The organism is Rhodococcus sp. C26F (genome assembly GCF_053345925.1).
On sequence record NZ_JBKFBA010000031.1, the window covers coordinates 41,368 to 55,019 of the forward strand.

General features: G+C 70.2%; 14 protein-coding genes. 4 read left to right on the forward strand and 10 right to left on the reverse strand.

What is annotated here, in order from left to right; translation table 11 throughout:
• The 3 genes from ACLBYD_RS23410 to ACLBYD_RS23420 all read left to right on the forward strand — a co-directional run.
• On the forward strand, window positions 1-599 hold a 599-nt coding region (locus ACLBYD_RS23410), incomplete at its 5' end, for an FAD-dependent oxidoreductase (protein ID WP_447818334.1).
• Window positions 600-699: 100 nt separating this feature from the next.
• Complete coding sequence (locus tag ACLBYD_RS23415; RefSeq protein WP_447818335.1) at window positions 700-2,286, forward strand: alpha-(1->6)-mannopyranosyltransferase A; 1,587 nt, start codon at window positions 700-702, stop codon at window positions 2,284-2,286.
• Entirely contained in the window at window positions 2,279-3,217 is a 939-nt protein-coding gene (locus ACLBYD_RS23420) for a phytoene/squalene synthase family protein (RefSeq protein WP_447818336.1), read from the forward strand. Before ACLBYD_RS23415 ends, ACLBYD_RS23420 begins: the two co-directional genes overlap by 8 nt.
• 15 nt (window positions 3,218-3,232) lie before the next feature.
• Here ACLBYD_RS23420 and ACLBYD_RS23425 read toward each other — a convergent pair whose 3' ends face one another.
• A complete protein-coding gene (locus tag ACLBYD_RS23425; RefSeq protein WP_447818337.1) occupies window positions 3,233-3,604 on the reverse strand; it encodes an Rv2175c family DNA-binding protein in 372 nt (123 codons plus the stop codon).
• Window positions 3,605-3,786: 182 nt separating this feature from the next.
• Here ACLBYD_RS23425 and pknB point away from each other — a divergent pair, with 182 nt between their 5' ends.
• Window positions 3,787-5,856 (forward strand): Stk1 family PASTA domain-containing Ser/Thr kinase, encoded by a 2,070-nt coding sequence (pknB, locus tag ACLBYD_RS23430; protein WP_447818338.1) that lies wholly within the window; start codon window positions 3,787-3,789, stop codon window positions 5,854-5,856.
• A gap of 94 nt (window positions 5,857-5,950) precedes the next feature.
• On the opposite strand, the gene ACLBYD_RS23435 is transcribed toward pknB, so the two are convergent.
• The 9 genes from ACLBYD_RS23435 to ACLBYD_RS23475 form a co-directional block, all read right to left on the reverse strand.
• Window positions 5,951-7,336, reverse strand: coding sequence for a class II 3-deoxy-7-phosphoheptulonate synthase (locus ACLBYD_RS23435; protein WP_060652794.1), 1,386 nt, complete (start codon window positions 7,334-7,336; stop codon window positions 5,951-5,953).
• A 54-nt stretch (window positions 7,337-7,390) separates the two neighbouring features.
• A complete protein-coding gene (locus ACLBYD_RS23440; protein ID WP_026061497.1) occupies window positions 7,391-7,882 on the reverse strand; it encodes a polyadenylate-specific 3'-exoribonuclease AS in 492 nt (163 codons plus the stop codon).
• A gap of 4 nt (window positions 7,883-7,886) precedes the next feature.
• Complete coding sequence (locus ACLBYD_RS23445; protein WP_447818358.1) at window positions 7,887-8,675, reverse strand: lysophospholipid acyltransferase family protein; 789 nt, start codon at window positions 8,673-8,675, stop codon at window positions 7,887-7,889.
• A 161-nt stretch (window positions 8,676-8,836) separates the two neighbouring features.
• Window positions 8,837-9,814, reverse strand: a complete 978-nt coding sequence (locus ACLBYD_RS23450) for an ROK family protein (RefSeq protein WP_447818339.1) — start codon at window positions 9,812-9,814, stop codon at window positions 8,837-8,839.
• Window positions 9,811-10,233: a hypothetical protein gene (locus ACLBYD_RS23455; protein ID WP_447818340.1), complete on the reverse strand. Its 423-nt coding sequence runs from the start codon at window positions 10,231-10,233 to the stop codon at window positions 9,811-9,813. Before ACLBYD_RS23455 ends, ACLBYD_RS23450 begins: the two co-directional genes overlap by 4 nt.
• Window positions 10,221-11,429 (reverse strand): ArsA family ATPase, encoded by a 1,209-nt coding sequence (locus ACLBYD_RS23460; protein ID WP_447818341.1) that lies wholly within the window; start codon window positions 11,427-11,429, stop codon window positions 10,221-10,223. Before ACLBYD_RS23460 ends, ACLBYD_RS23455 begins: the two co-directional genes overlap by 13 nt.
• 23 nt (window positions 11,430-11,452) lie before the next feature.
• Window positions 11,453-11,890, reverse strand: coding sequence for an SRPBCC family protein (locus tag ACLBYD_RS23465; protein ID WP_447818342.1), 438 nt, complete (start codon window positions 11,888-11,890; stop codon window positions 11,453-11,455).
• A gap of 113 nt (window positions 11,891-12,003) precedes the next feature.
• Complete coding sequence (locus tag ACLBYD_RS23470) at window positions 12,004-12,393, reverse strand: hypothetical protein (protein ID WP_024101289.1); 390 nt, start codon at window positions 12,391-12,393, stop codon at window positions 12,004-12,006.
• A gap of 39 nt (window positions 12,394-12,432) precedes the next feature.
• Window positions 12,433-13,602: a glycosyltransferase family 4 protein gene (locus ACLBYD_RS23475; RefSeq protein ID WP_447818343.1), complete on the reverse strand. Its 1,170-nt coding sequence runs from the start codon at window positions 13,600-13,602 to the stop codon at window positions 12,433-12,435.
• Between the last annotated feature and the right edge of the window lie 50 nt (window positions 13,603-13,652).

Here is a 13,652-nt window from a genome sequence, read left to right on the forward strand (position 1 = left end):
CGGCCGTCGTGCTGCACGGGTCGATCCCCACCGGGGTGACCCGCGGCTGGGCGGCGCAACACCACCACGTGATCGATTTCGGTGGCGAGTGGGACCGCACCTTCGCGGAGATCACCCGCAGCCGCGGACGCGGCCGGCCGATGTCGGATCCCTCGCTGCTCATCACGCGACCGGCACTGTCCGATCCCGGCCTGCGGTTCACCCGTGAGGGCGTCGAGCACGAACCGTTGTCGGTGCTGGCGCCGTGCCCGAACCTCGACAGCGCTCCGCTCGCCTGGGCCGAGCTCGCGGTGCCCTATCGCAACGAACTGCTCGACGTCCTCGACCGCCGCGGATACGGCGGCATCACGGACGGTTTCCGCGTCGACCACATCGACACGCCGGCCACCTGGCACGCTCGTGGCATGCAGGCGGGCAGCCCGTTCTCGAGCGCTCACGTCTTCCGGCAAACGGGACCGTTCCGGCGCCGCAACCTCGATCCGGCCGTTCCCGGCGTGGTGCTCGCGGGGTCGGCGACGGTGCCGGGCGTCGGTGTCCCCACCGTGCTGTTGTCCGGAAGGCTCGCCGCCGAACGGCTCGGTGTTCCGCGAAGGCGGTGACACCGGGCGCACCACGCTCCGCGTCTCCACTAAACTGTCCTCGTTCGCCAGCTATCTGCGCGCCGCGCATCCACACGTCCACGGGGGAGGAACCGTACCGATGTCGTCCCCTGCCTCGCCCGACGCCGAGCCGCAGACCTCGCCCGCGCCGGAGGGGACGGCCGCACCGAAGGGTGAGCGTCCGAAGCACGCATTCCTGAGGAGTCCCGCCGGCCACGCCGCGCTGCTCGGCGCGTGGGGCGCAGTACTCATGACCTTCGGCAGTTTCGGATCGGGCAGTGTCCGGCGGATCGACCCGCTGCTCGAGGACATCTATCTGTCGTGGCTGCGGTTCGGCCACGGCCAGTTGCTCTCGCGGATCATCCTGTGGGTCGGTGTGCTCCTCATGATCGCAGCGTGGGTGCGCGTCGGCCGCGCGACCCTCGCCGGCCACGTCACGGTGCGCGATCTGTGGACGGTGCTGCCCGCGTGGACCGCTCCCCTGCTGGTCGCGACACCGATGTTCAGCCGCGACGCCTACTCCTACCTCGCGCAGGGCGCACTGCTGCGCGACGGTTTCGATCCGTACGAGGTGGGCCCGGTCGTCAATCCGGGCGTCCTGCTCGACAACGTCAGCAACGTGTGGACGACGACGACCACGCCCTACGGGCCCGTCCACCTGCTGCTCGGTGCGGGCATCACGTCCATCACCGACGACAACGTGGTGACGGGCACCTGGTTGTGGCGCCTGACCATGCTTCCCGGCCTGGCACTGATGGCGTGGGCCGTGCCGAAACTCGCCCGTCGCATGGGCGGCAATCCCGCGATCGCCCTGTGGCTCGCGGTGCTGAACCCGCTCGTGCTGATCCACCTCGTCGGCGGTGTGCACAACGAGCTGCTGATGGTCGGTCTCATGATCGCCGGCATCGTGCTCGTGCTCGAGGGCCGGCACCTCGGCGGCATCGCCCTGGTCTCGCTCGGCGCCGCGATCAAGGCCACCGCAGGATTGGCACTGCCCTTCCTGGTGTGGGTGTGGATGATCCACGAACGCGATCGTGCGCGCGCCGAAGGACGCGAACCGGCACCGCCCGTCCGCCTGTTCGCCAAGGCCGCCGGCCTGGGACTGGTGGTCTTCGCCGCGGTCTTCGGCGGCACCTCGCTGCTCGCCGGTGTGGGCATCGGCTGGCTCACCGCCCTGTCCGGCTCGTCGAAGATCATCAACTGGCTGTCGCTGCCGACGATGATGGCGCACGCCGTCACATGGGTCACCCCGTGGCGGCTCGGATCGGTCCTCGACATCACGCGCATGCTCTGCGCGATCGCCCTGGTGGTGATCCTCGTGTGGGCGTGGTGGCGCTTCCGCCGCACCGAGCGCGACGCGATCTTCGGGATCGTCGTGGCGCTGACCGCGGTGACCCTGCTGTCGCCCGCCGCGCTGCCCTGGTACTACTCCTGGCCGCTCGCCGTCGCCGCCGCCTTCGCGATGTCGCCCCGGGTGCTCATGGTGCTCGTCGCCCTGTCGACCTGGCTGATGTTGATCTTCAACCCCGACGGGTCGATCGGGATGTACAACATCGCGCACGTCGCGCTCGCGGTGTTCGCCTCGATCGTCGCGGCCCGTTCGCTGGTCACCTACGACCCGCTGCGCCTGCGGTTACGACCGCGACCGGCATCACCCGCCGGCGCTCTCCGGGACGACCGTGCCTGAGCGCCCCACGGGGATCGCGGCCGACGATCTCACCCGGGCCTACGCCTACTGCGCCGAGCTCACCGCCGAACACGGACGCACCTACAACCTCGCGACCCGGCTGCTGCCCGCCTCGCGGCGACACGCCGTGCACGCACTCTACGGCTTCGCCCGACACGTCGACGACATCGTCGACGTCACCGCCGTGGACGATCCGGAGGCCGCGATCCGCGGTGTCGACGAGGCGCACACCCGCCTGCACGCCGCACTCGCGGGCGCTCCCGGCCCGCTCGACGACACCGGTCTCGTGGTCCGCGCGCTCGCCGACACGATCGGGCAGTACCGTATCCCGATCGACTATTTCGAGGCTTTCATCCGATCCATGCGCATGGACGTGCCCGGCACGCCCGAGTTCCGGCCCCATTACCGCACCATGGAAGAACTGCGCGAGTACATGTACGGCTCCGCAGCCGTGATCGGGCTCGAACTGCTTCCGATCTTCGAGGTCGACGATCCGGCCGCCCCGCCGGCCGCGGCCGCACTCGGCGAGGCGTTCCAGCTCACCAACTTCATCCGCGACGTGGGCGAGGATCTCGGGCGCGGACGCATCTACATCCCGCTCGACCTGTGGTCGGCGTTCGGGGTCGACATCGACCTGCTGCAGGAATGCCGGCGCACCGGCGCGATGGACCCGAGGGTCCGGCGGGCACTCGCCCACGCGGTCGCGCTGACCCGCGCCGAATATCGCAAGGCCGAACCCGGGCTGGCGGTACTCCCCGACCGGATCCGGCCGAGTATCCGCGCAGCCTTCACGCTCTACGGGCGGATTCTCGACGAGGTCGAACGCAGCGGGTTCCGGGTGCTCGACCGGCGCGCGACGGTTCCGCGCCGCACGCGCGCCGCGGTCATGATCACCGAGTACGTCGCCGGCTCACTGCTCCGGAAGCGGTAACGACGCCCCGGAGACTCAGAAGGCGAGCGCCTGCGCCCGCCGCATGACCTCGCGCGCGGACTGCGTGTGCATCGCGGCCACAGGGCATCCACCGGGAAGAGAATCGTCCTCGGCGAAAAGCCACCGCAGGATCTCGTCGTCCTCGTAACCGCCGTCGTGCAGCACCGCGATCAGGCCGGGAAGACCCTTGAGAACGTTTCCTTCCTCGTCGAGAAAGGCCTCGGGCAGGACCGGCACGCGGTCGCGCTTGAACGCCAGCAGCTGCCGGTCGCGCACCATCTGGTGTACGCGGGAGGTGGCGACGCCGAGGCTCTTGGCCACGTCGACGAGCTGCACCACGGGCACGGAGCGGTCGAGAACGTCGTCGCAGTAAGGGATTGCACTCACCCCACCACGTTATCGCTGCGGCCGCGCGGGCAGCTACGCGGCTACCGTCCACGGGAGCTGGCTACGATCGACGGGGACGAAATCGCTCCGCACACGCGGAGCCGGACCTTCGTCACGTCGTTACCTCGAAGGCCCGGGTACCGGCGTCCCACCATCACGCACGAGACACGGGGGTACACCGGGTGACCGCTGGAGGCGACCGACTGGTCGGCGTCGTGCTCGACCGGCGTTATCGCATCGAATCGCAGATCGCGCGGGGCGGCATGTCGACCGTCTACCGCGGCACCGACATGCGTCTCGACCGTCCCGTCGCCGTGAAGATCATGGATCCGCAGTTCGCGGCCGATCCCCAATTCCTGGCACGGTTCGAGTTCGAGGCCAGGTCCGTCGCACGACTGACGCATCCCGGGCTCGTCGCGGTCTACGACCAGGGCCAGGACGGCGATCACGTCTTCCTCGTGATGGAGCTCGTCGAGGGCGGCACCCTGCGCGAGCTGCTGCGCGAACGCGGGCCGATGCCGCCGCACGCCGCGGCCGCCGTGGCCGCACCGGTCCTCGGAGCCCTGGCCGTCGCCCACCGGGCGGGTCTCGTGCACCGCGACATCAAGCCCGAGAACATCCTCATCTCCGGCAACGGTGAAGTGAAGATCGCCGACTTCGGGCTCGTCCGGGCGGTCGCCGCCGCGACCACCACCTCGCGCAGCGTGATTCTCGGCACCGCGGCGTACCTGTCCCCGGAGCAGGTGACCGTCGGCAGCGCCGACGCACGCAGTGACGTCTACTCCGCCGGCGTGCTCGTCTACGAGATGCTCACCGGCCGCACCCCCTTCACCGGCGACACGTCCCTGTCGGTGGCATACCAGCGCGTGGAGAAGGACGTGCCGGATCCGAGTTCGGCCATCGACGGGGTCCCGCCCGAACTGGACACCTTCGTCCGTCGGGCCACCGAACGCGAACCGTCGGAACGCTACGCCGACGCGCAGGTGATGGCCGACGCGCTCGGCGAGATCTGCGACACGCTCGATCTCCCCCGTTACCGGGTTCCGGCTCCGAGACGATCTGCGGTGCGGACGCCTCCCGTGGTGGACCCCGACGCCGCGGCACCGACCCGCACCGTCGACGGCGCCGCTGCCGGGCACGCCGATCCTGCTCCGGCGACGACGGTCCTTCCCGGCTCCGCCGCCGCGAACTCGCACGCTCCGACGACCGTGCAGACCGCCGTGCCGGCCACGCCCGGCCCGAATGCACCGGCCACGCCTGGCCCGAATGTTCCGGCCACGCGCCCGCACCCGACCCGGGTCGCGACCCGCACCCATCCGCGTCCCGACACCGAACCGGTGGCGCCCCGGCCCGACTACGCCACCGACCGTCGCCGTCAACGCCGGTCCGCCGCCGGCTGGATCGCCGCGATCATCGTGCTCGCGTTGTTCATGGGGATCGCCGGATGGTGGCTCGGCGCCGGCCGGCTCACCGACGTCCCGACCGTGCTGGGACTCGACAGGGCGGCGGCCGTGTCCGCGATCGAGACGGCCGGGTTGTCCAGCGAGATCCGGGGCGAGTACTCCGACGACGTTCCCGTCGACACCGTCCTCGGCACCGACCCCACCGCGGGCTCACGCGTGCCCGACGGCGACACGATCGCGTTGCTCGTGTCGCTCGGCAGACCCACCGTCCCGTCCATTCCCGGCGCCGGTGAGAGATCCGTCGTCGAGGACGAACTGCGGAGCCGCACCTTCGAACCGGTCGAGGGCGGTACCGCGTTCAGCACCACGGTGCCCGAGGGCGGAGTGGCCGCACTCGACCCCGCGCCCGGCACCGTCCTGCCCGTGGGGTCCGAGGTCGCGCTCGTGATCAGCAAGGGATCGCCGCCCGTGACCCTGCCCGATCTGACCGGGCGCCCCGTCGACGAGGCGCGTCGCATCCTCGACGAGGCAGGCCTGACCGTCGGGGAGATCCGTGAGGTCTTCGACGCCGATGTCGACGAGGGGCGGGTCGTCGGCACCGACCCGGAGGAGGGCGAAGACGTCGGTGCCGGCGGAACCGTCACCCTCCTTGTATCCAATGCAGTGAAGGTGCCGTCGATGTTGGGACGCTCGGTGGGCTCGGCCCGCGACGAGCTCACCCGCCTCGGTTTCGAGGTCGAGGTACGGCAACTCGGCGACTCCGACCGCTCGGTCGTGATCGGCCAGAATCCCGGGGCGGGCCGGAGAGCAGAACAGGGCAGCACGGTCACGCTGACCGCACTGCCCTGATCCGACCGCCTGTCCCCTACCCGCGGAGCATCTCCACTGCGATCAACCGCGGAGCATCTCCACTGCGATCAACCGCGGAGCATCTCCGCTGCGATCAACCGCGGAGCATCTCCGCGACGAGGAACGCGAGTTCGATCGACTGCTGCGTGTTCAGCCGCGGATCGCACGCCGTCTCGTAGCGACCGTGCAGGTCGAGGTCGGAGATGTCCTGCGCACCGCCGAGGCACTCGGTGACGTCCTCGCCGGTGAGCTCGACGTGGATGCCACCCGGATGCGTGCCGAGCGCGCGATGCACCTCGAAGAAGCCCTGCACCTCGTCGACGATGCGGTCGAAGTGACGGGTCTTGTAACCGGTGGACGCCTCGTGGGTGTTGCCGTGCATCGGGTCGCACTGCCAGATCACCTTGTGACCGGAGGCCTCGACCCGCTCGATGATGCCGGGCAGCAGGTCGCGGACCTTCGAGTGACCCATCCGGGAGATCAGGGTCAGTCGGCCCGGTGTGTTGTGCGGATCCAGGCGCTCGACGTACTCGACGGCCATCTCCGGGGTGGTCGACGGACCGATCTTCAGACCGATCGGGTTCGACAGCAGTTCCGCGAACGCGATGTGCGCGCCGTCGAGCTGGCGGGTGCGATCACCGATCCACAGGAAGTGGGCCGACAGGTCGTACAGGCGCGGCTTGTCGCCCGAGTTGTCGAGGCGCAGCATCGCGCGCTCGTAGTCGAGGACGAGAGCCTCGTGGCTGGCATAGATCGTCGCCGCGCGCAGGTTCGGGTCGACGACACCGCAAGCGTCCATGAACCGCAGACCACGATCGATCTCGGAGGCGAGCGCCTCGTAGCGGGCACCGGCGGGCGAGGCCGAGACGAAGGCCCGGTTCCAGTCGTGCACGCGGTGCAGGTCGGCCTCACCGGCGGCGGTGACGGCACGCACGAGGTTCATCGCGGCGCTCGCGTTCGCGTAGGCGCGCACGAGGCGCGACGGATCGTGCCTGCGCACCTCGGCATCGGCGACCAGCGAGTTGACCATGTCGCCGCGGTAGGACGGCAGACCAAGCGCGTCGGTGTCGGACGAACGCGGCTTGGCGTACTGGCCGGCGATCCGCGCGACCTTCACGACCGGCGTCGACGCACCGTAGGTCAGCACCACCGCCATCTGCAGCAGCGTGCGGATGTTGCCCTTGATGTGCGGCTCGGTGTTGTCCGCGAACGTCTCGGCGCAGTCGCCACCCTGGAGGAGGAAGGCCTCACCCCGAGCGACGGCCGCGAGCTGGTTCTGCAGCTCCTCGACCTCGCGGGGCACGGTGATGGGAGGCACGCTCTCGAGCACGGTGCGCATCGCCGCGGCCTGTTCCTCGGGCCAGCTGGGCTGCTGCAGCGCCGGCTTTGCAAGCGCCGCGTCGAGGTTGGCACGCAGCTCCTCGGGCAACGGGGGAAGTTCGGGCAAGCGGTCGATCGGCACGTCGACAGTCCAGTTCACCCGTCCAGGATATGGCGTGACGGCCGGAAGCGGCGCAGCACCCCGTTACCCGCGTCACCGCGACCGGCGAGCAGCCTCGATCGCTTCGAACTTCGCGAGGTTGTGGCGGGCGTCGGCGAGGGCGTCGTGGTTGTCGTCCGGCGCGGGGGGCAGGGGCGGGGAGCCCGAGTCCTCCCAGTACTGCCGGAGCTCGCGGGTGAAGCGGGGCAGGACGTCCGGGAGTTCGGGCATGGTGCCCCACAGCTGGACGAGCACGACGTGGTCGTAGGCTCCGATCCACGCCCACAGTTCGGGCCGGATGCCCGGTCGGGGCACGAGGAACTTCAGCAAGTCGTCGCGGATCCTCGATCGCGACTTCCAGGCGGGGTGCGCCGGGGGCGGGAGTTTCGGGAGGACGTTGCGGCGCACCCAGGCTCCGGCCCGGGTCGGGTCGAACTCGGTCGACACCGCGTAGAACTCGCGGCCGTCCTCGCAGGCGACACCGATCGAGACGAGTTCGATCGTGCGTCCGTCCTCGATGAACTCGCAGTCGTAGAAGTAGCGCACCTGCTCACCCGGCACGCGTGTCGGGAACGCGGTCCGCGACGGGACCGTCCTGCGGCGGGGTCGCGGCACTGCCGTTCGTCGACGCGCCCGTGTCCCCGGCCGTGCCCGACTCGTTCGCCGAGCCCTTGTTCTTGAGGGAGGCGGCGTAGATGTCGACGTACTCCTGGCCCGACAACTGCATGAGCGAGTACATGACCTCGTCGGTGACGGTGCGCTCCACGAACCTGTTTCCGCCCATGCCCTCGAACCGGGAGAAGTCGATGGGCTCGCCGATCCGGACGGTGATCTTCGCCGGTCGCCACATCTTCGACCCGATGGGGTTCATCCGGTCGGTGCCGATCATGGCGACGGGGATCACGGGGACGCCGGTCTCCAGCGCCAGTCGCGCGAGGCCGGTCTTGCCCTTGTAGAGGCGTCCGTCGGGTGAGCGGGTGCCCTCGGGATAGATGCCGAGCAGCTTGCCCTGGCCGAGCACGCGGACCCCGGCGTTGAGCGCATCCTGCGCGGCGTCGGCACCGGTGCGGTCGATGGGGACCTGCCCGACCGACGAGAAGAACCAGCGCTGGAAGGCGCCCTTGAGTCCGGTGCCGGTGAAGTACTCGCTCTTCGCGAGGAAGGTGATGCGCCGACGTACGAGGAGGGGAAGGTAGAACGAGTCGAGGACGGCCCGGTGGTTACTGGCCAGGATCGCCGGTCCGTGCGCCGGAATGTTCTCGCCGCCTTCGAACTTCGGACGTCCTATGAGCCACAGCAGCGGTCCCAGGAGGACGTACTTGAACAGCCAGTACCACATGGCATCCTTCCCGAATCCGATCATCCCCCACACGGATCGGTGCAGCACCGCCCGCCGGTCGACTCTACGACGATGCGACTGCCACTCGCACATCGCCTCAGTGCCCGACCCCACCCTTTCGACGTCGACGTGACGATAATCTCATCTCCGTCGAATCTCACCTACAGCGGTGGTCGTGAGGTTTCGATCGCGGACCGGGCGAGATCGGCGGCGCCGATGAGCCCGGCGGCGTCGCCGAGCTGCGCGACCCGGAGGCGCGCGAGAGGACGATGGCCGGCGCCGGTGGTCACGGCCGCGTAGTGCTCGCGCGCGGCGTCGAGGAACAGCGGCGCGGAACCGGAGACCCCTCCCCCGATGACGACGAGCTCGGGGTCGTAGACGTCGGCGACGAGCGCCAGTCCGAGCCCGAGTCTGCGGGCGAAATCGCCGAAGGCCGCGAGCGCGACGGGGTCGCCGTCGTGGGCCGCGCCGGCGATCCGCCGGCCGGTGAGCGATCCGGGATCCGAGGCGATCTCACCGGCGAGAACGGACCGCCCGGGTTCGGCCGCGAGCATCTCGACGGTCGTGTCCACGAGACCCGTTCCGCTGCAATACCTTTCCCAGCATCCGCGTTTGCCGCACGGGCAGGGCCGACCGTCGGGCACGACCTGCAGGTGACCGAGTTCGGGCGCCACACCGTAGGCACCGCGATAGATCCTGCCGTCGAGCAGCAGGGCGGCGCCGATGCCCGTTCCGAGCGCGACCATCACCGCGATCGTGCTGCCCGCGGCGGCGCCGAAGCGGTACTCGGCCCAGGCCGCCGCATTGGCGTCGTGTTCGAAGACGACCGGCAACCCGAAGCGTTCGGTGAGCGTCTCGGCGAGCGGCGTATCGCGCCAGGGCAGATGCGGCGCGAACCGCACGGTGGTGCGGTCCTCGGTGAGGAACCCCGCGACCCCCAACCCGACCGCTGCGATGTCGTTGCGGTCGCGCAGATGCTCGACGAGCCGGTGCAGCGCGTTCTCGAGGGCGACCGCGGAGGACGGCGTCTGCGTGCGCACACTGTCGACGACGTCGCCGTTACGGTCGACGGCCGCCGCGCGGATGCTCGTGCCCCCGATGTCGATCCCGACCGTGAGCCCGGGGTCGTGCGTGTTCACGTGCGGAGGTTGACGGAGATCGGCTCGAAGGCCGGACGATCCCGCGTCGGCGGATCGGGGGTCGGCTCGGGCGGGACGCCACCGGTCGAGGGCAGGAACTGCGCGAGGAACTCCCGCAGCAACGCGATCAACGCCGCCAGTTTCGACGCCAGCCTGCTGACCAGTTCGTGGTTCTCGCCGCGAACCAGGGCTGCGGCGGCACAGAGCGGGCACCACGCGCACCCGCTCGGGGTGGTCGCGGCCTCGGCGTCACCCGGCGCCGTCGAACCGGTCGCGGTATCGGGGGCAGTATGAGCCGACGCGTCGCCGGTCGCGGCGACGAACTGCTGCACCGCGCCCTCGACGCGCTCGAGCACGGCGTCGGCGAGCAGCAACAACTCGGAGATCAGGGCTTCGTGGTCGTCCCTCACAGCGGCCACACCGCCGGATCCGGTACGAATCGCACCACCAGATCGGTTCCGTCGAACTCGGCATCGGAGACGGTGCACCGCCGCAGCCCCGAGGCGAGTCGCACCCGGCGTCGCATGCCGTCGGCGCCGACGACGAGGTCGTCGCCGATCCGTCCGAGTGTCAGGGACGCGGGATCGGCGAGCGGCAGGTACATGCGCATCGCGTACACCGACTCCACCCCCGTTCCCGATTCGTGCTGCACCCGGACCGGCTCATCGGTCTCCGACGAGGGAACGGGTGCGTCGCGGCGGAGGACCGTGGCGAGCTCCTCCAGAGCTACCAACCCTACCGGCTCCGCGGCACGGCGCTCGCACACGATCACGGGAACGTCGGTGACGGCCGCCCCGATCTCGGCGACGATCGCCTCGTGCGCGGCCCGTTGATCGGCCAGCAGCCGCGCGGCCGCACCCGAACCGCCCACCGCGGGAACGACGCCGTTGACGACGACCGCGTCGACGCGAATGCCGGACAGAGCGAGCCACGACCGTACCCGTGCGAGCTCGGCACGACCGGCGCGATCGGGCGTCGCCACGACCACTGCGGCGCTGCGTCCGCGATCGTCGAGCAGGTCGCGTACCGCGGTGATCCCCGACAGCAGCCGATCGAACAGCGTGACGAAGACACCCGTGCGGGGGTCCGGACCGGTGGCCGCCGCGACCCGGCTGTGCTGCGGCCAGATCCGTTCCAGCGAATCGGAGACCGTGCGCGGCGCGGTGAGGGTGCGCAGGGCGTCGGCGGAGGCCGGGGCGTCGACGACGACGAGAGCCCACCGTCCGCTGTCCGCGAGTCGCGCGACCTCGGCGAGCACGAGCAGTTCCTCGACGCCGGGAAGCCCGGTCAGTTCGTCGGGCTCGGGCAGGTCGAACTGGTCTGCGTGCTCGTGCGTCCCGGCGAGCGCCGCCATCGACGCGAGGACCGCGTAGCGCGTGCGGAGCAGCTGCAGCGAGTCGATCTCCACCATGTCGAGGTTCTCCTCGGCGGTGCGGATGTCCGTCGCGCCGGCGTCCCGGTTCGTGGCCGGAGGCAGGTCGAGCACGTCGCCGAGGGAGTGCGCCCGGTCGATGGACACGACGAGCACGGGCTCTCCCGCACGGGCGGTCGCGAGCGCCTCGGCCGCGGCAAGGGTCGTCTTCCCGGCGCCGCCCTTTCCGAGGAACCATCGCACGCGGGCCGGGGCGTGCCGGACGTTCAGCCCTCCACCTGCTTCTTGAGTTCCTTCAGCGCGGTGTCGGTGATGACCTTCTCCGCCTTGCGCTTGAACAGACCGATCATCGGGATCGTGAGATCCACGGTGAGCTGGTAGTCGACGACCGTGGTGCCGTCGGGGGCCTCGGTCAGCACGTACGAGCCGGACTGGGCCTTCTGGATCTCACCGCTCTCGAGCTCCCAGCTCACGGCACGGTTGTCGGGCGCCCACTTGTACCGCAGGACGTAGGTGTCCTTGACGATGCCGGCGTCGAGGACGAAGCGCACGCGTTCGGCCCTGCCGTCGGGACGATGTTCCACGACCTCCACGGTCTTCGCCGCCGACACCCACGTCGGATAGGCATCGAAATCTGCGATGACCTCCATGACACGCTCGACCGGCGCGTCGATGGTGATCGACCTCTTCGTCTTCTCGGCCATGTGGTGACGGCTCCCTTTCTCGGTCCCTCGGGTGTGCACCGATCAGTCCCGTCCCGAGGGTCTATCACACACCGTGGGAACAACGGTATCGGGACGACGCTCCTTCGGTGGCTTCAGTGTCGCGGCGGTTCACCTGCCGGACGACCGGCCTCGAGACGCTGCTTGACCTCGAAGGTCATCACCTTTCCCTGGACCCGGCGCGTACGGTTCATTCCCGCGAGGTCGAGACCCGCCACCCGCTCGGGCGCGACACCGGCCGGCTCGCAGTGCAGGAAGTAGTGGATCACCGCGCCGTCGAGAACCGGCTCGATCCACACCTCCATCGTTCCGTCGAGCGGACCCGACACCGTCCACCGGATGCCCTTCTCGGCTCGGTCCTCCCGCACGGTCAGTACGAGATCGGGCCACCATGCACGCCACCGATCGAGGGCCGCGACCTCCTCGGCGATGCGCTCCGGGGGCGCCGCTACGAAGGTCTGGTCCGCCACCTGAATGCTGCTCACGCAGGACAGCTTCACATATCGCGTCGGCGGCCCGTCCGGTCACCCCGCCGACGGCGTCACCGTCTCGTTCGGGGGCGCCGAGGCGTCGAGATAACCGCGCAATCTGGCGCCCAGGACGTCCCATCTCCAATCGGTGGAGACCCACTCGCGACCGGCGGCGCCCATCGCGGCGGCACGATCGGGATCGGCGAGGACACCGGACACCGCGGTCGCGACGGCCGTGACGGAGGTGCCGTCGACGACGTAGCCGGTGCGACCGTCGCGCACCGTTTCCGGGGCACCACCCGACCGGCCGGCCACGACGGGCACCCCGGTCGCGGACGCCTCGAGGTACACGATGCCCAGGCCCTCGACGTCGAGACCGCCGCCGCGGGTCCGGCACGGCATCGCGAACACGTCGGCGATGGTGTGGTGCGCGGCGAGCTCGGCCGACGGCACCGTGCCGGTGAATACGACGTGCTCCTCGACATCCGTGCGGCGCGCGAGCTCCCGCAGGCGCGACTCGTACGGTCCGCCGCCGACGATCACAAGGACGGCACCGTCGATCCGCTTCCGGATCGCGGGCAGCGCGCGGATGAGCACGTCCTGTCCCTTGCGCGGCACCAGGCGCGACAGGCACAGCACGGTGGGCCGGTCGCCGAGACCGTAACGTGCCCGCAGTTCGGCGCGTGCCGCCGGATCGGGCCGGAAGACGTCGGTGTCCACCCCGGACGGCAGGTGTTCGAGACCCGCTTCGGGGCCGAATGCCGAGGCGAACCGCCCCCTCGTGTAACGACTGACGTAGGTGACGGTGTCGGTGTGCTCGCCGATCTGCCGCAGCGCCTGCCGGGCAGCGGGAAGCATCGACCATCCCACCTCGTGGCCGTGGGTGCTGGCGACGATGCGACGGGCGCCGGCGCGGCGCAGCACGGGTGCCAGCAGCGCCAACGGCGCGGCCGCTCCGAACCAGACGGTGTCGCAGTCGTGTTGGGTGAGCAGCCGCGTGGCCCGTCGCGCGACGTCGGGTGTCGGCAGCATCAGTGTCGTGGGATGACGGACGACCTCGAAGGGGACCCGCGCGTCGAACTTCACGTGGCTGTCGCCGCGCCACCGCGGCGCGTAGACGACCAGGTCGTCGGACGGCAGCTGGTTCGCGAAGGCGTGCAGATAGGACTGGATGCCCCCGGGGCGGGGCGGGAAATCGTTCGTCACCAGCAGGGTCCGCGACATGGGACCACCGTAGAAGCAGCGCGACGAGAAGGCGTCGACGGGTCCCGGGC